The 16,713-nt window shown below is 65.3% G+C and carries 10 protein-coding genes, 2 tRNA genes, 1 other RNA gene and 1 pseudogene; 13 read left to right on the forward strand and 1 reads right to left on the reverse strand.

What is annotated here, in order from left to right; all coding sequences use genetic code 11:
- Nucleotides 1-72: 72 nt before the first annotated feature.
- The 11 genes and pseudogenes from amrS (at nt 73) to FAB82_RS12565 (ending at nt 15,619) form a co-directional block, all read left to right on the forward strand.
- The gene (gene amrS, locus FAB82_RS12520; protein ID WP_136534879.1) at nt 73-1,212 is read left to right on the forward strand and encodes an AmmeMemoRadiSam system radical SAM enzyme; all 1,140 of its coding nucleotides are present in this window, start codon (nt 73-75) and stop codon (nt 1,210-1,212) included.
- Nucleotides 1,213-1,228: 16 nt separating this feature from the next.
- Nucleotides 1,229-2,059 carry an AmmeMemoRadiSam system protein B gene (gene amrB / locus FAB82_RS12525; RefSeq protein ID WP_168801572.1) on the forward strand — a complete coding sequence of 277 codons (831 nt, stop codon included), beginning with the start codon at nt 1,229-1,231 and terminating at the stop codon, nt 2,057-2,059.
- 144 nt (nt 2,060-2,203) lie between these two features.
- Nucleotides 2,204-3,709: a lysine--tRNA ligase gene (gene lysS / locus FAB82_RS12530; RefSeq protein WP_246039617.1), complete on the forward strand. Its 1,506-nt coding sequence runs from the start codon at nt 2,204-2,206 to the stop codon at nt 3,707-3,709.
- Nucleotides 3,710-3,907: 198 nt separating this feature from the next.
- Nucleotides 3,908-4,258, forward strand: coding sequence for a histone-like nucleoid-structuring protein Lsr2 (locus FAB82_RS12535; RefSeq protein WP_136534881.1), 351 nt, complete (start codon nt 3,908-3,910; stop codon nt 4,256-4,258).
- 501 nt (nt 4,259-4,759) lie between these two features.
- Nucleotides 4,760-7,270: pseudogene (locus tag FAB82_RS12540) on the forward strand (ATP-dependent Clp protease ATP-binding subunit); the annotation flags it as partial.
- Between the two features lie 194 nt (nt 7,271-7,464).
- Nucleotides 7,465-7,830 carry a divalent-cation tolerance protein CutA gene (gene cutA, locus FAB82_RS12545; RefSeq protein ID WP_136534883.1) on the forward strand — a complete coding sequence of 122 codons (366 nt, stop codon included), beginning with the start codon at nt 7,465-7,467 and terminating at the stop codon, nt 7,828-7,830.
- Between the two features lie 222 nt (nt 7,831-8,052).
- Nucleotides 8,053-8,778: a hypothetical protein gene (locus FAB82_RS12550; RefSeq protein WP_136534884.1), complete on the forward strand. Its 726-nt coding sequence runs from the start codon at nt 8,053-8,055 to the stop codon at nt 8,776-8,778.
- Between the two features lie 60 nt (nt 8,779-8,838).
- Complete coding sequence (locus FAB82_RS12555; RefSeq protein ID WP_211116567.1) at nt 8,839-9,069, forward strand: hypothetical protein; 231 nt, start codon at nt 8,839-8,841, stop codon at nt 9,067-9,069.
- 190 nt (nt 9,070-9,259) lie between these two features.
- Nucleotides 9,260-9,721, forward strand: a complete 462-nt coding sequence (locus FAB82_RS12560) for an SRPBCC family protein (protein ID WP_136534886.1) — start codon at nt 9,260-9,262, stop codon at nt 9,719-9,721.
- Nucleotides 9,722-9,957: 236 nt separating this feature from the next.
- Entirely contained in the window at nt 9,958-10,107 is a 150-nt protein-coding gene (locus FAB82_RS27100) for a ribonuclease H family protein (RefSeq protein WP_168801573.1), read from the forward strand.
- A 250-nt stretch (nt 10,108-10,357) separates the two neighbouring features.
- Nucleotides 10,358-15,619 (forward strand): hypothetical protein, encoded by a 5,262-nt coding sequence (locus tag FAB82_RS12565; RefSeq protein WP_136534887.1) that lies wholly within the window; start codon nt 10,358-10,360, stop codon nt 15,617-15,619.
- 195 nt (nt 15,620-15,814) lie between these two features.
- Here the strand turns inward: FAB82_RS12565 and FAB82_RS12570 are convergent.
- Nucleotides 15,815-15,901, reverse strand: a tRNA-Ser gene (locus FAB82_RS12570).
- Between the two features lie 116 nt (nt 15,902-16,017).
- Here FAB82_RS12570 and ffs point away from each other — a divergent pair.
- Together ffs and FAB82_RS12580 are read left to right on the forward strand one after the other, a co-directional pair.
- An RNA gene (ffs, locus tag FAB82_RS12575) (signal recognition particle sRNA small type) lies at nt 16,018-16,111 on the forward strand.
- Nucleotides 16,109-16,184: transfer RNA gene (locus FAB82_RS12580), tRNA-Thr, on the forward strand. Before ffs ends, FAB82_RS12580 begins: the two co-directional genes overlap by 3 nt.
- The last annotated feature ends 529 nt before the right edge of the window (nt 16,185-16,713 follow it).

Raw genomic sequence — 16,713 nt, forward strand, 5'->3', positions numbered from 1 at the left:
CCGACCGCGCGACGCTTCGGCGCCGCGCGGTCGGTGTTTTCATGCCCGGCGGCGCGGGGTTACCTTTGACGTATGGCCGCCGTCACTCCCGCGAGGGCACGGGTTGCGGGTGCCGATGAGTTCACCGTCGGGACCGAGTTCCACCGTGCCCTGGACGACGGCCGCATCGAGTGCACCGTCTGCCCGCGCGCCTGCCGCCTGCGTGACGGCCAGCGCGGTTTGTGCTTCGTGCGGGCTCGCGCGGGCGACCAGATCGTCCTGACGTCCTACGGGCGCTCCTCCGGTTTCTGCATCGACCCGATCGAGAAGAAGCCGCTCAACCACTTCCTGCCCGGCACGCCGGTGCTGTCGTTCGGCACCGCCGGCTGCAATCTGGCCTGCCGGTTCTGCCAGAACTGGGACATCTCCAAGTCCCGCGAGATCGACACGCTCTCCTCCTCGGCCTCGCCCCTGGCCCTGGCCGAGAAGGCGAAGTCGTTGGGCTGCAAGTCCATCGCATTCACCTACAACGACCCGACCATCTTCCTCGAATACGCCGCCGACTGCGCCGACGCCGCCCGCGAGGCCGGACTCAAGGCCGTGGCCGTGTCGGCCGGGTACATCAATCCCGCCGCCCGCGCCGAGCTGTACGCTCATATGGACGCCGCCAACATCGATCTCAAGGCGTTCAGTGAAGAGTTCTACAAGAAGATCACCTTCTCGTCCTTGGCGAAGGTCCTCGACACCCTTGAATACCTGGTGCACGAGACCGAGGTGTGGACCGAGATCACGACGCTGCTCATCCCCGGGCACAATGATTCCGACGCCGAGATCGCCGCCGAGTGCGAGTGGATCGCCGGGCATCTCGGAACCGGAGTGCCCTTGCATTTCACGGCATTTCATCCCGATTTCAAGATGCGCGATGTCCCTCCCACTCCGCCTCAGACGCTCCGCAGGGCCCGCGAGATCGCGATCGGGGCGGGGCTGCGATACGTCTACGCCGGCAATGTTCATGACACAGCGAATCAGACGACCTACTGCCCCGACTGTGGTGAAGCTCTCGTGGTGCGCGATTGGTACCGAATAGACCGATATGCGCTGTCGGATACTGGACAATGCGCATTCTGTGGGGCGCGGGTTCCCGGGGTTTTCGAGGGTCCGGCTGGAGACTGGGGTCCTAGGCGGCAACCGATCCGCATCGCCGCGCCGTCACACAAACATCAGGAACCATGACCCGGAAGACCTTGCGATGCCACCGACCAAATCAGACCTCATCCGTCCACCGGCCGTAGCGGGCCGGTTCTACCCGGCCCACGCGAAGCGGCTGCGCGAGTCGATCACCGACTTGCTCGACGCCGTTCCCGTGGGCGACGAACCGCTCGCCGCGGCCTATATCGTCCCGCACGCCGGATACCGCTATTCGGGGCCCGTCGCCGCCCAGGTGTACGCCCGGCTGGCCGCCCACCGCGATCGAATTCGCCGCGTGGTGCTGGTCGGCCCTTCGCACTCCCATCCGCTGCGCGGCCATGCGGCCGCCCCGTACACCGCTTGGCAGACCCCGCTGGGCGACGTGCACGCCGCCGAGACCGGGGTCGTCGGATCCTCGCGGCTGCCGCACGAGTCGGAGCATTCGCTGGAGGTGCAGCTGCCGTTCTTGCAGGTCGCGCTCGGCGACGACATCGAAGTGGTGCCAGTGGCCTGCGGCATGAGCCAGTCGCCGGACACCGCGCGAGTCGTCGCGGCGCTGCTGGCGGAGGGCGGCGAGGGCACGGTCCTGCTGTGCTCGACCGACCTGTCGCACTACAACGACCAGGAGACGGCCCGGCGCATCGACGCCAAGACGGCGGAGGCGATCAAGGGGCTGCGTCCCCGCGAGATCTCCACGTCCCACGCCTGCGGCGTGTTCGCCCTGCGCGGAACCGTGGCCTGGGCCGACGCGACCGGAAGGCGCCCAAGGCAACTCGCCCTGGCCACGTCCGCGGACACCGGAGGGGACCCCGAACGGGTGGTGGGCTACCCGGCCTTCGCCATCGAACTCCCGGCCTCGGTCCCCGCACAGCCGACTCGGGCCGCCGACTAGAACGTCGCACCCGCCGGGCACTATCGAATCGGGGGGGACTTCGTCCCGACACACTCGATCCCGGGTACCGACGGGCGTGTGATGCGCGGCGGTGCGAGGAAAGTCGCATGCTGACTCGTGGTGGCGGCATTTACCCTGTAAGACGTGACCGAGCACGAGCAGACCATTGACAGCGGCCCAGACCTTCCCGAGCAGATGAAGATCCGGCGCGAGAAGCGCGCCGCCCTCCTCGCGGAAGGCAAGCAGCCGTACCCGCTCGGCTACCCGCGCACCCACTCCCTGGCCGAGCTGCGGGAGCAGTTCGCCGAGCTTCCCGAGGGCGAGTCCTCCGGGGTGACCGCCTCCACCACCGGCCGCGTCATCTTCACCCGCACCGCCGGCAAGCTCTGCTTCGCCCGCCTGCGCGACGGCGACGGCACCGAATTCCAGGTCATGGTCTCCCAGGGCAAGGTCGGCAAGGAAGCGCTCGACGAGTGGAAGCGCCTGGTCGACATCGGCGACCACCTCGGCGTCACCGGCGAGGTCGTCACCTCCAAGCGCGGCGAGCTGTCGGTCATGGCCGACTCCTTCGCGATCACCGCCAAGGCCCTCCGCCCGCTTCCGGTGGCGCACAAGCCGCTCGCCGAGGAGACCCGGGTCCGCCAGCGCTACGTCGACCTGATCGTGCGCCCCGAGGCCCGCGCCAACGCGCGCAATCGCTCCGCCGTCGTCCGCTCGATTCGCGAACAACTCGACGAGCGCGACTTCATCGAAGTCGAGACCCCGATGATGCAGGTCCAGCCCGGCGGCGCGACCGCCCGGCCGTTCATGACGCATATGAACGCCTATGACATCGACCTGTACATGCGCATCGCGCCCGAGTTGTATTTGAAACGGTGCGTAGTCGGAGGCATCGATCGCGTATTCGAGATCAACCGGAACTTCCGCAACGAGGGCGCCGACTCGTCGCATTCTCCCGAGTTTGCGATGCTGGAGGCCTATCAGGCCTACGGCGACTACCGCACGATCGGTGAGTTGACCAAGTCGCTCATTCAAGGGGCGGCGCGCTCCGCGTTCGGTTCGGAGACGGTCGAGCTGGCCGACGGGACCTCCTACGACCTGGGCGGGGATTGGAACGAGATCACCCTCTTCGGCTCCCTTTCCGAAGCGCTCGGAGAAACCGTGACCGTCGACACTTCCCTGGACCAGTTGCGGGCCTACGCCGAGAAAGTCGAGCTCGGAGTCGACCCGTTGTGGGGCCACGGGAAACTGGCCGAGGAATTGTTCGAGCACCTGGTGGTCGACGACCTCCACGCTCCCACCTTCGTTTACGACTACCCCGAGGACACCTCGCCGCTCACCCGGGGTCACCGCACGGAGTCGGGACTGGCCGAGAAATGGGATCTTTACGTTCGCGGTTTCGAACTGGCCACCGGCTATTCGGAGCTGGTCGACCCGGTCATCCAGCGCGAGCGCCTGGAGGCGCAGGCCAGACTGGCCGCGAAGGGCGACGTCGAGGCCATGACCGTGGATGAGGATTTCCTGCGCGCGATGGAATACGGAATGCCGCCGAGCGGCGGCATGGGCATGGGAATCGATCGGTTGCTTATGGCGCTCACCGGACTCGGTATCCGAGAGACCATCCTCTTCCCGCTGGTGAAACCCGAATAGTAAGAAATAAACGGCGAGAACGCGGCTTCGAGCGGCGTCTTGAATCAACGCAGTACCTGGACGTTCCGGGTGCTGCGTTGATTCAGTTCTGGCCACCCTCTTTCGCATCTCTAAGGGACTCGTATATGCTCTGGCACTAGTAGCAAAGGCAGTGCCGGTAAGCGTTCGTCGCTTCGGTCGGATCGAGAGGAATTTGCCATGGCGAAGAAGACACAGGTCATCCTGATCGACGATATCGACGGCAGCAAGGCTGAGGAGACCGTCAAATTCGCTATCGACGGACAGGCCTACGAGATCGACCTTTCTGCCACGCATGCCAATGAACTGCGTGAAGCCCTGGCGAAATTCCAGGAGGCTGGGACGCGATTGGGTCGATACACCGTGGGTGTAGTCCGGGGACCGGCGCGCGGCGCTTCCACCCGCCGTATGGCCGTTGACCGTGAGCAGAACAAGGCCATCCGCGAGTGGGCCGAGCGCAACGGCAAGAATGTCTCCCCGCGTGGCCGTATTCCTCAGGCCATCGTCGAGGAGTACAACGAGGCGCACTGAGCGACCGGCGAATTTTTGATCCTCTGAACGCCCGTACCCGGCAGGGTGCGGGCGCTTCGCTTTCGCCTCGCCCGCGGCCCTCACTGAGGACGGCCCGGCCCACCTCCCCGGCCCCGATTTCGCCTAGGGGGTGTCCGGTGAACGGACCCGCGCCCGCGCGGGTGTTTCGTTTGGGCTCGATGTGGAAACTCAATCGAAGGGCCCCGCACCGTTCCATCGGTCCGGTGGTTTCGCGAAGTCTCATAGGCGCAGGGCATGATCGTTATCGAGGGGATTTCCCGGCGGCCCACCGGGGCCTTGGACGGACGGGGTCACGAGCGGACCTGGCATTGCGCTCAGAGCGAACGTTTTCTCTCTGGGAATGGCCTAAGGTGCACGCTTGTTGTCACCCACGTGGCACCCGTTGCCGGACAGCTCGGGAGATAAGGTGTACCCACAGGGTTTTGCAAGCCACGACCAGTATTGACGACAAGTAGCGGCGGACGCGAGGAGCAGAAGCGCATGTTTGAACGGTTTACCGACCGTGCCCGGCGCGTGGTCGTCCTGGCTCAAGAAGAAGCCAGGATGCTCAACCACAACTACATCGGGACGGAACACATCCTGCTCGGCCTCATTCATGAGGGCGAGGGCGTGGCGGCGAAAGCCCTGGAGAGCCTCGGCATCTCCCTCGAAGGCGTCCGTCAGCAGGTCGAAGAGATCATCGGGCAGGGCCAGCAGGCCCCCTCCGGGCACATCCCCTTCACCCCGCGGGCGAAGAAGGTGCTCGAACTGAGCCTGCGTGAGGCACTGCAGTTGGGCCACAACTACATTGGCACCGAACACATTCTGCTCGGCCTGATTCGCGAAGGCGAGGGCGTGGCCGCGCAGGTGCTCATCAAGCTCGGCGCCGACCTGAACCGGGTCCGCCAGCAGGTGCTGCAGCTGCTCTCTGGATACCAGGGCAAGGAGCCCGCCGGCGCGACCGCCGGTGGCACCTCGACCGAGGCCCAGCAGTCCGGCTCGCTCGTTTTGGATCAGTTCGGCCGCAACCTGACTCAGGCCGCCCGGGACGGCAAGCTCGACCCGGTCATCGGCCGTCAGCGCGAGATCGAACGCGTCATGCAGGTCCTCTCCCGCCGCACCAAGAACAACCCGGTGCTCATCGGCGAGCCCGGCGTCGGCAAGACCGCCGCCGTCGAGGGCCTGGCGCAGGCGATCACCAAGGGCGAGGTCCCCGAGACGCTCAAGGACAAGCAGCTGTACACGCTGGACCTCGGTGCCCTCGTGGCCGGCTCCCGCTACCGCGGTGACTTTGAGGAGCGCCTGAAGAAGGTGCTCAAGGAGATCAAGACCCGCGGCGACATCATCCTGTTCATCGACGAGATCCACACGCTCGTCGGTGCCGGTGCCGCCGAGGGCGCGATCGACGCCGCCTCGATCCTCAAGCCGATGCTGGCCCGCGGCGAGCTCCAGACGATCGGTGCGACCACGCTGGACGAGTACCGCAAGTACCTGGAGAAGGACGCCGCTCTCGAGCGCCGCTTCCAGCCGATCCAGGTGGCCGAGCCGAGCCTGGCCCACACCATCGAGATACTCAAGGGCCTGCGGGACCGCTACGAGGCGCACCACCGCGTCTCGATCACCGACGGCGCGCTGGTCCAGGCCGCGACGCTGGCGGACCGGTACATCTCGGACCGCTTCCTGCCGGACAAGGCGATCGACCTGATCGACGAGGCCGGCGCGAGAATGCGCATCCGCCGCATGACCGCACCGCCGGACCTCCGCGAGATCGACGAGGAGATCGCGGAGACCAGGCGCCAGAAGGAGTCGGCGATCGACGCCCAGGACTTCGAGGCCGCCGCGCGCCTGCGCGACGCCGAGAAGCGCCTCCACGACAAGCGCACCAAGCGTGAGCAGGAGTGGAAGGCCGGCGACCTGGACCAGGTCACCGAGGTCGACGAGGAGATGATCTCCGAGGTCCTCGCGAACTGGACCGGTATCCCGGTGTACAAGCTCACCGAGGAGGAGACCTCGCGTCTGCTCCGCATGGAGGACGAGCTGCACAAGCGGATCATCGGCCAGAAGGACGCCGTCAAGGCCGTCAGCCAGGCCATCCGCCGTACCCGCGCCGGTCTGAAGGACCCCAAGCGCCCGTCGGGCTCGTTCATCTTCGCCGGTCCGTCCGGTGTCGGTAAGACCGAGCTGGCCAAGGCCCTCGCGGAGTTCCTGTTCGGCTCGGAGGACTCGCTCATCCAGCTGGACATGTCCGAGTTCCACGACCGCTACACGGTTTCGCGCCTGGTCGGTGCGCCTCCCGGCTACGTCGGTTACGACGAGGGCGGGCAGCTCACCGAGAAGGTCCGCCGCAAGCCCTTCAGCGTGGTCCTGTTCGACGAGATCGAGAAGGCCCACCCGGACGTGTTCAACACGCTCCTGCAGATCCTGGAGGACGGGCGCCTGACCGACGGCCAGGGCCGCATCGTGGACTTCAAGAACACGGTGATCATCCTGACGACGAACCTCGGTTCGCGCGACGTCGGCAAGGCCGTGACGCTGGGCTTCCAGTCCGGCGACGAGGCCGAGAACGACTACGAGCGGATGAAGGAGAAGGTCTCCGACGAGCTGAAGAACCACTTCAGGCCGGAGTTCCTCAACCGCATCGACGACACGATCGTGTTCCCGAAGCTCGCCGAGCCCGAGATCGTCGAGATCGTCGACCTCATGGTCAAGCGCATCGAGGACCAGCTCGCCAACCGCGACATGGCCCTGGAGCTCACCGACAACTCGAAGCTGTACCTGGGGCACAAGGGCTACGACCCGGTGCTCGGGGCGCGGCCGCTGCGTCGGACGATCCAGCGCGAGATCGAGGACACGCTCTCGGAGAAGATCCTCTTCAACGAGTTCACGGCCGGGCAGATCATCCTCGTGGACGTCGAAGGCGACCCGAAGGACGTCGAGAACGCCCACCTGACGTTCCGGGGGGCCGACAAGCCCGCCGGGGTGCCGGACACGCCCCCGGCCGAGCTGGCCGGCGAGCGGGCTCCCAAGAGCCCGGGAGCCGGAACCGGCACGATGCCGCCGAAGAGCCCGGGCGCCGGGCCCCGCGGAGGCATGGCCGGCGAGGGTGGCGCCTGAACCGCAGGCGGATAAGCGAATAGCGTGACGGGACGGGACCTGCGGGTTCCGTCCCGCTCGCTTCCTTGACGAAGACGAGAGGAGCAGCGGCCATGGCAGAGGCAACCGCACTCGAACCGATCTGCGAAGTGGTGGTCACCGGCCCCCGCACCAGTCTCATGCAGCAGATGGCCGAGGACCTGGTGAACGAGCGGCTGGTCGCGTGCGCGCAGCGCGTCGACCCGATCCGTTCGACGTTCCGCTGGAACGGCGGCGTCGACCACCAAGTGGAGGAGCGGGTCTGCTTCCACACCCGCGCCTCGCTGGTGCCGGTGATCGTCCTGCGGGTCAAGGCGCTGCATCCGTACGACGTGCCTTGCGTCCTGGCATTCCCGGTCATGGCGGTCAACCCCGCCTACCACGCATGGGTGATCACCGAGACCGCCGAAGCCGACACGGACCCGACCGGCCCGGCCTGACGGCGGAGGCCCTGCTCGGGACCCGCACGAAAAACGCCGGAGCGTGAGCTCCGGCGTTTTGGCCGTCGACGAGTGGCGGGACCGACTGGTTCTCCGCCGATCGCGACACCCGGCGGATTTTGGGGTAGATGCCGCAGACGATGACTGCGATCGCGGCCGGTCACCACTGCATCGACTGGCAGTCTATTGAGGCCTCGTAGCATTCGCTTATAGGATCACCGCGTGCCCCTCCTGAACAGACGCATGACCCCTGCCCTCATCGCATTCGCTGCCCTCGCGACGATCACCGCAGCCTGTACCCAGGTCGAACCTCCCCGAACCGCTGATCTCTATGAGGTTTTCACCGGTCCGAGACACGACCACTGGTGCGACGAAGGAGATGAGGCGCGCCTCTTGGAGAACGGCGCGGACCTGATGGGCCCGCACTTCTCGATCTCCTTCCTCTGCCACTTCACCGAGACCGGGCAGTCCGAGCTGCTGCCCGACATCCCCCTGCTCGCCGAAGGCACCGAGCTCCTCCTCAACCAGATCGCCCATGCCCATACCTACAGTTCTGAGGTCGGGCCGGGCCCGGTGAACACGTGGATCGAGGCTGGACCTGAACGAATCGACCTCGCCGAACCGCCGATGCACGGAGGTCATCTGGCAGTAGTCGTCCCCACCGGCGAGGACGCGGTGTTGTGGATCGAGGACGAGGGTCGTGCCCAGGGCTTGGACCTGCGAACCGGTGAGCAGATCGATCCGGTGGCCGCCTATTACAACGGCCTGGGCCTGTGGACCGAGAGGACGGACGCGTTCAGATACGTGGACTTGCAGTTCTCGAGCGAGAACGACACATGGACGATGGACTGCGCCTCCAATCTGGCGGAAATCACGCGCTCGGTGTGGTCCGACGATTTCGGTTGGACCCCCGAGGGTTCGGCCCTCATCACGATCGAGTTCTGGTGATGCACCGGCGATGACGTCTATGACAAGACCACTTGGACACTCGACCCCGAGAAGTCGATGGTGGCGTTCACGGGTGAGCAGCAGCCCGTTCAACCGCTCGACTGGAGCACCCACCCGTCCGCGACCGAATCCAACGGTGAGACGCACACCGTGGTGTTCGAGGTCCCCGCTGACGCCCGCGAGATCAAGGTGCTCTTCACGCCGGCCGGCGAACTGATCGAGCACAGCAGTGGGGACATCTACCAACTTCGCGAAATGCCCGAGATCACGCAATGGGAAGTGAGCTTCTAGCCGAGCAGTGTCCCGCACGAGCTCCTGGGTCTCCAACCGCCGATTGGCGCTATGGAAAGGCCCCTCGGCCGGTGAGGCACCTCCTCGCGCGCCAGGAAGATCGGTTGGCATTGCCGCGAACCGCCGAATCCTCGGTCTGTTCATTGGCGGACGGTGGATCTTGTCGGTCCTCGGCGCTACGGTGCTTCCTATGGCGAGGACCGACCAGGCATCCAGGGACATCGCGGCGTCCACCGAGCGGGTCTATGCCGCGTTCGTCGACCCCGACGCGCTCGCGGCGTGGTTGCCGCCCGAGGGGATGAGCGGCCGCTTCGAGCGGTTCGACGCCCGACCGGGCGGGTCGTACCGCCTGGTGCTGACCTACGACGACGCCTCCGGCGCCTCGGGTAAGGCCACCGTCGATTCGGACATTGTCGAGGCTCGTTTCATCGATCTCGTCCCCGGCGAGAAGGTCGTGCAGGAGATCGACTTCGTCTCGGACGATGCCGCCTTCGCCGGCACGATGACCATGACGTGGAGCGTCACCCCGATCAGTGGGGGCTCGCGGGTCGCGATCCGCGCCGACGACGTCCCGCCCGGCATCTCGGCCGAGGACCACGCCGCCGGACTGGCCTCCTCACTCGCGAACCTCGCCGCCTACCTGGAGCGGTAGCCCAGTCCCGTGCGGCCCGGCCTTGTGGCGGGCCGATTTGAGGGCATACAAAAACGCCGGAGCGTGAGCTCCGGCGTTTCTTTTTCCTATTGGCGGAGCTACTGAAGGATTTTTCGAACAGGTTTGCGCAGGTAGACGGTCTGTGCAAGAGGTTGGTTGAAGAGGTCAAACCGGGCAGGGGCATCGATGGGGCCGTAGACGGGGAGAGACGGCGCGGGCTTCCGGCGCCGCGCCCGTTGAGCAAACGACTCACCCCAGCCGACCGACAGGAGCTCATCGAGGAGTTCCTCGCCGGGACCCGTCAGACCGACCTCGCCGAGCAGTACGGCATCGGGCTCTCAAGCGTCCAGGGCAACATTCGCAAGGCTGGTGCACGCCGAGGGTAGGGGGCAGCCTGTCGCTGACTGGCAGGTTGAGCACTTGAACTCCCACGGCTGTTGAGTTTCTGGATCGCCTGGTCGACTTGATCCTTCCTGGGCTCGCATCGGGGCTTTGGCAGAGTTTTCGGTCGGCAACGTCGGTCTGAACCGTTGATGGCTGACCGTCGGGGTACTGCAATACCCTGGGAAGATGTCAAACGGTCAGAAGGCTGCAACGGGTGCGAGTTCGTACTCAACGGGTGGAGGTGGGACGGTCTTGGAGCACCGCTACGGGGCGGTGCTCCTTGCTTCCCTTCTGTTGAGCGACCCGGTGGCGGCCCTGGGCGACGACGTAGTACCGGAGGCGATTCTCTTCCAGGCCAGCTTGTCGAGCCCGGTTGATGACCTTGTGGTGATCGGTCGCGCCCCGGATGGTTCTGAGCGGTGCTTGTCGATTGGGGTTCGCCGGAACCCGGGGCTAACTGCAAGTGATACTGCATCAGCTGAGTTGCTGGTGTCGTATCTGCGCATCGTCACCGAGCATTGGGCAAAGGTCCGTTCAGGGCACTGGAGGCTCGCGCTTGCGGTCGCGGGCTGGAATCCTGCGGCCAAGCAACTGCATGAGCTGGCCCGATTCGCCCGCGAGGCGCCTGACGAGGCATCGTTCCGTGCCGCGGTCAAGCGGCCAGGTAGCACAAACGCGAAGGTCCGCTCGCGGTTGGATGCTGTCGATACCCTCGTCGGCGAGGCAGCGTCCGATCCGAAGGTGACGACTGAGTGCACAGCGGGGGAGCTGACCTGGCGGGTGCTCCACCAACTTTCGGTGCTTGACCTTCGTCTCGAAGGTGTGGACGGATCTGACCGCACCGAGACGGTGCGCCGCCTTCGCGCCATCGTGCCCGACGGGTCGGTGGACAGGGCCGACGCGCTCTTCGCAAGGCTCGAGGAGCTTTCGGATCGTTATGCGCCGGCCGAGGCCCGGGTTGCTGAGACGTCGCTGCGCCGAGACTTGCAGGGCGTAGTGGTCGATCGAAACCCTACGTACGCTGCGGCTTGGAGGGCTCTGGACTCGTTGTCCGAGGACGCTGAAAGCGACGTCCGATTCAGCATGGGCAACAACGCACACCGCCTCGAGCTTCCTCGTACTGCGGTCAGCGAAGCCGTGACGAAAGCGATGGCCACAGCTGGAACTGAAGGTTCAGCCCTCGTGGTCACTGGAGAACCTGATGTTGGTAAGTCGGCCCTGGTCGTCCGTGAAGCACGCCGGATGCGCGAGGCCCAGGTCGCAGTGACTGTTCTCAACCTGCGACATCTGCCCACTAGCTTGGACGAGTTCGAAGCACGGCTGCAAGCTCGCCTCTCTAGTGTTCTGGGTGCCTCCGCCGTCGGCGGGGGACGCTTGTTGGTGATCGATGGCGCCGAGTCGGTCTTGGAAGGCCGCGATCGGATGCTGAAGGCGCTCGCACGAGCGGCTGCGGCTGCCGGTCTTGGTCTGATAGCAGTGACCAGAGCTGATGGAGCCAGCTTGGTCGAGGAAATACTCAGGCAGGTGTTCGGCGGTGAAGCGGTGCCGGACGGGGCGGACCAGGCTCACGTTCGCCAATGCAGCATCCCAGTTCTTGACCCGATCGAGGTCAAGCAGTTGATCGAGCGTTTTCCGGTACTGGGCCGGTGGGCCGATGACGAGCGGGCGCGCTGGCTGTTTGCCAGGCTCGGTCTCGTCGAGATGCTGCTTCGGGCCGGCCCGGACGCCGCCGTGCCCGATGGCGCCGTTTCCGAGGCGCATCTGTTCAACACGGTGTGGGGCCAGCTCGTACGGCAGGGCGAACGGTGGGATCAAGGTCGGCCCTCGCCAGATGCTCGCGACCAGGCATTGAGGACGCTGGCCTCCCGCGAGCTGCTGCCAAACCATCCCACGTCTCCAGATCCAGATGCGCTACCGTCGCTGCGCTCCGACGGGTTGCTTGCGCCCGTCAATCCCGCGAGAACTTGGAATCAGCCTGTGCAGTTCGCGAGTGACCTGGTTCGCGATATGGCCCTGACCTATGTCCTTGCTGGGCAACTGAATCTCCTAGCCGAGGCCGCGGCGCCCCGCTGGTCGATTCGCGCCGCCCGCATCGCTTGCCAGACGCGACTGCTCGAAGCCGCCGACGCGCAGCGAGCGCTCCGAGACCTACAGGCCGAATTCGACCAGATTGCGCCGGGCCACGGTGCTCGATGGTCGGAAGTTCCTCTGGAGGCGGCACTCACACTCGGAACCGCCAAGGAGACCCTCGAAGCAGCTTGGCCCGACCTGACCGCAGCCGAATTCACCGGACTGCGGCAGGTGATTCGATTGGCCATGCAGCGCTATGCCACCGGAGAGGTAGCTGACCCGGTGGTCTTCGCACCCCTCGTTGAACTGCTGTTCCTTCGCGACCACACGCACGAACAGGACCAGTTCGATTGGCAGCTCGAGGAATCTGTTCAGAAGCTGGTCCTGATGTGGCTGCGAGGGCTTGCTACCAGCGACACGGGAGCTTCGATCTCGCTCCGCCAGCGCGTCCGCGACCGCATTCTCGACACCGTAACGGATCAGAAGGACGAGTTCGTGCTGGAAGCGCTGGCGATGCTCGGTCCCGATCTCGACGAACGCGCCCAGGCGCACGTCGAGCGTGCCTGCGCCGAACGGGGCTTTGACCTTTCGGCCGTCGTCGAGAACCCTTGGGCCGTGGTGATGATGGCGAGGTATCACCCTGACCTGCTGCTGGACACCACCGAGTCCTACTACATAGAGCAGTACGATCCGGTCAAAGCTGAAGGCGGATGGTACGACGGCGCCCTTGAGGAGGGTATTCGCGGCCACAGCCGCTACGGCGGCTTCGGTGCTCCGATGGCGGGTCGGTACTTCGGTCCATTCTGGCAGCTGCTTGTAGCCCGTCCGGTGCCCACTCTTGCGATGATCAATCGAATGCTGGACCATGCGGCAGCGATCCGCGTCCGCGGCCATCATCCGGACACCTTGCCGCTCGAGGAGATGCCGGGACTTCCGCTCGACCTTCCCGGCGTCGGCACCCGACACTGTGTAGGCGATGGGCACGTGTGGTCCTGGTATCGCGGGTCGACCGTTGGCCCCTACCCTTGCATGAGCGCACTGCTGGCGGTTGAGCGCTTCGCCGACCAGCTTGTAGCCGAATACAACATGCCACTGCACCTGGTGGCAGAACTGCTGATGCGCGAGTGCCACAACGTAGCCATGCCCGCTTTGGTCGTGGGTCTCTACGTCCGACACCGGACGCAGGCCGGTTCGCTCATCGACGTCTGGCTGCGCCAACCTGCCGTGTGGGAAGCGGAGTTCGAACGATTCGCTCACGAGGGAACCATTCACGTCCAGGGGCCTGATGACGCCAATCTGGTTGGCCGGCAATATCGCCGATCAACCCTGCGAGATGTCGCCTTGGAAGCCACAGTGAAAGCCTCAGCTGCTCGCGATCAGGCTCGGCTCGACGAACTCGCCGCTGTTGCAGACGAGATGGTGCGCCGGGCCCAAGTATTCGTTCCCGAGGATGCCGATGTCGATGAGGCCGAACACTTCCTCGCCACGGTGGAGAACTGGGCAGCCGTCCTCCGCCCAGAGAACCACCGGTACTACAGGGCTGAGGGAGGGATCGTTGTCGAGTGCGAGCCGCCCGAGTCCGTGGCAACCATCCTGCGGCCGGCAACGGAAGCGAGTGCTCGAACCTCCGAGGCATACCGTTTGCAGAACTCCTACGCGACCTCGCTCGATCGTTCTGGGACGGTCGACACCCTGCTCGCTGACATCGCTGTGGCGCAGGCATTCATGCTCGACCCGCCTGACGGCGTCCTGAGCCCAATGGACCCGATCGCGGCCGTGGCAGCTACCGCAGCAGTCGCGAATGTCAGCGGGCGGATCGAGCTTCCGTCCGATGAACTTCGGTGGGCTGTCACGGTGCTCGCTCAAGCAGCCGCGCAGCAGGATCAAGGTAGTCGCTATCACGCCTCCACCACGTATGAGTTCGGTGCTGATCGATCTGCCGCGATCGGGCTTCCCGCACTGCTTGCAGTCGATACCGAGCGGCAGCTCGATACGCACCAGATCGTTGAAGGGATGGAGTGCAGCGCGACCAGCTACTTCGATGAAGTCCGGCTCGTCTTCGCGTACGCGGTCGCACGGGTCTGGTCGGCTCCGTGCAACGAAAGCCCGGAAACTGCGGTGTGTCGCCACAAGGCCGCCTTCGCTGCAATCGAAGCAGGCGTCCGGGACTGCTGCTACGGCAACTGGGACCCCCACACAGGCAGCCGCGCAGATGCCCACCTCAACCGCCCCTACGAGCAGACACTCGCGCAAGTCCCTGCTGAGCGGTTCAACGTCCCCAGGCTGATTCCAGCCCTGATCGCCACCACCAGTGCCGCGGCCAGCGGCAGCTGTATCGCTGGTGAGGCGAGCCAGCTCGCCGAAGCCCTACTCGCCGCACACGCCCGGGCCGCTGACCACTGGACCGAAGTAGGCTACAACAACCGGTCCCACATCCACGCCGTCCGCGTCCTCACCGAACTCGCCATCCAGGGAAATCCGAGTCCCCTACACGCGCATGTCCAACAGTTCTCGGCGAACCCGCACGCCATGCACGGCCTCTTCGAGGCCATGGCCACCTTGTTCACTTACAGCGATGAGCTCCGCGCACACCTGAACCACGTGTGGCCCCCCGCGATGGCGACCGCGCTCGACGCCATCGACGACGAAAACGGCCTGCGCGGCGACTACAACTGGCGCGACTACGCCATTGCAGCTCTCCTACCCGCGCCCCAGATCAAAACCAGCGACACCGATATCGACGCGACCTTGGCCCACGCCCGCGCGAGCTGGATCGATCCCGATGCTCTCGCAGACCTCGTCAACCGCTGGATACCGATCGCGCACGGCGAACCCAAGGCACTTGACGCCCTCGCACAACTCGCGAAATGTGCCTCCCTCACATGGCAACGTACTACCGGCCTCACCTGGGCAGAGCAGCTGGCCCACGACGCTTATCGCAACATCGCCGGCCGTTGTTGGTACCTCACCGATTGGTTGAAACGCATGTATTCCCGCGAGGACATGGCCCCTGACCAGGTCACTAGGTGGAGACGCATCATCGATGGGCTGAACGCAGCGGGTGACCACCAAGCGACAGAGCTGCAACGCCTCGAGGAGTTACGGCCATACCTGAGTCCCGTCCAAGGAACGATCCAGGCGCAACGGCAGCCTGAGATCTTGACAGACCCACTCCTGGCTTCCCCTCGGCGGCTTGAGGCTGCCACCCTTTCGGCCTTCCGATCGCCGGCAGACGCGGTGTGGAGGCATCAGGTCAGCAACCGGACGCTTCGGCGTCCGTTCCGGGGTCTTTGGTGGCGTTTCCAGCAGTGTCGCAGAAGCATTCACCCCGCAGCTCCTGACACGGCTCCGAGGTCTTCCCTGCTGGGGGTGTTTCCGCGACGCAGTCGAGGAGCACGCTTGCGATCAGATGCACCGGGAGCGGATCACGCATCGGGCCCGTGACCGTGATCTTGTATTGCATCCTTCGCGCCATTGTGGCTCCCGCGGGTTGCGTCATTGGGCGGTGAAGGGCTCGGAAGTTTCGACTGTACGTCGCTGTCCGCGTGGATACGGCGCTGGCGCGCCGTGCATGCACGGCGCGCCAGGATACTAGCCTTCGCTAACTTGAACAGCATATATGTTCTGTCTGTCCGTTTGCGGAGGATAGGGGATTCGAACCCCTGAGGGCTTTAACACCCAACCCGCTTTCCAAGCGAGCGCACTAGGCCACTATGCGAATCCTCCGCCGGGAAGCTTACCGGACCATGGCGGGCAACGAACAGCGGGTAAAGAGGGGTGACCTCGGTGACCCCTGGGTGTCTCCCGGCTTGGGGGAGCGGGTTCGGTGAGGTACGCTATTGCCCGTCCCTCATGCGGCGTCATCTTGTGAACCTCCCCAGGGCCGGAAGGCAGCAAGGATAAGCGGGCTCTGGCGGGTGCGTGGGGGACCCAGCCGCCTTAGCTCAGTCGGCAGAGCGATTCACTCGTAATGAATAGGTCAACGGTTCGATTCCGTTAGGCGGCTCCACAGGCACAAGCCTTTCAACGCCCATCTAGCAGGCAATACGCCGCTAGGTGGGCGTTTTGGCGTGTACGGCTGTGTCCGGCTGAGTACGACCGTAGGCGGCTGCTCATGGACCAGCCGTGGACCAGCCGGGGAACGCCAGATTCCCGCCCGCCTGGCGGCTCAGAATTGGCTGCTACCGATAGCGGGCTCTCCTGCTAGCGCTAGCAGCTGAGTTAGCGGCTCAAGTCGCCGCTGAGCTGCCCGCTAGCCGCTAGTACACCGATTCGCGGGATCATCGGATTCGCGCCGCTGAGGGCATCTCAGAGGGTCCCGGGCGCTGCTATTCCCGCCTGTTTCAGCCTGCTGGAGCGCGGATGCCAGGCGGGCACTCCGGCCCCGGTTCAGCGGCTCAGCGGCCGCGGTTTTGCGGCTCAGGTTACGGCTCACGAGACCGATCTGCGGCTCACGGTTCGGCTCAGAGCTGTCCGTTTGATGCCGGACAGTCTGATTACTCGGCTCAGGTGAGCCGCAAGCCGACCCCCCATAGGGG

This window comes from Glycomyces buryatensis, assembly GCF_004912275.1.
GTDB classification, from domain to species: Bacteria; Actinomycetota; Actinomycetes; order Mycobacteriales; family Micromonosporaceae; genus Glycomyces; species Glycomyces buryatensis.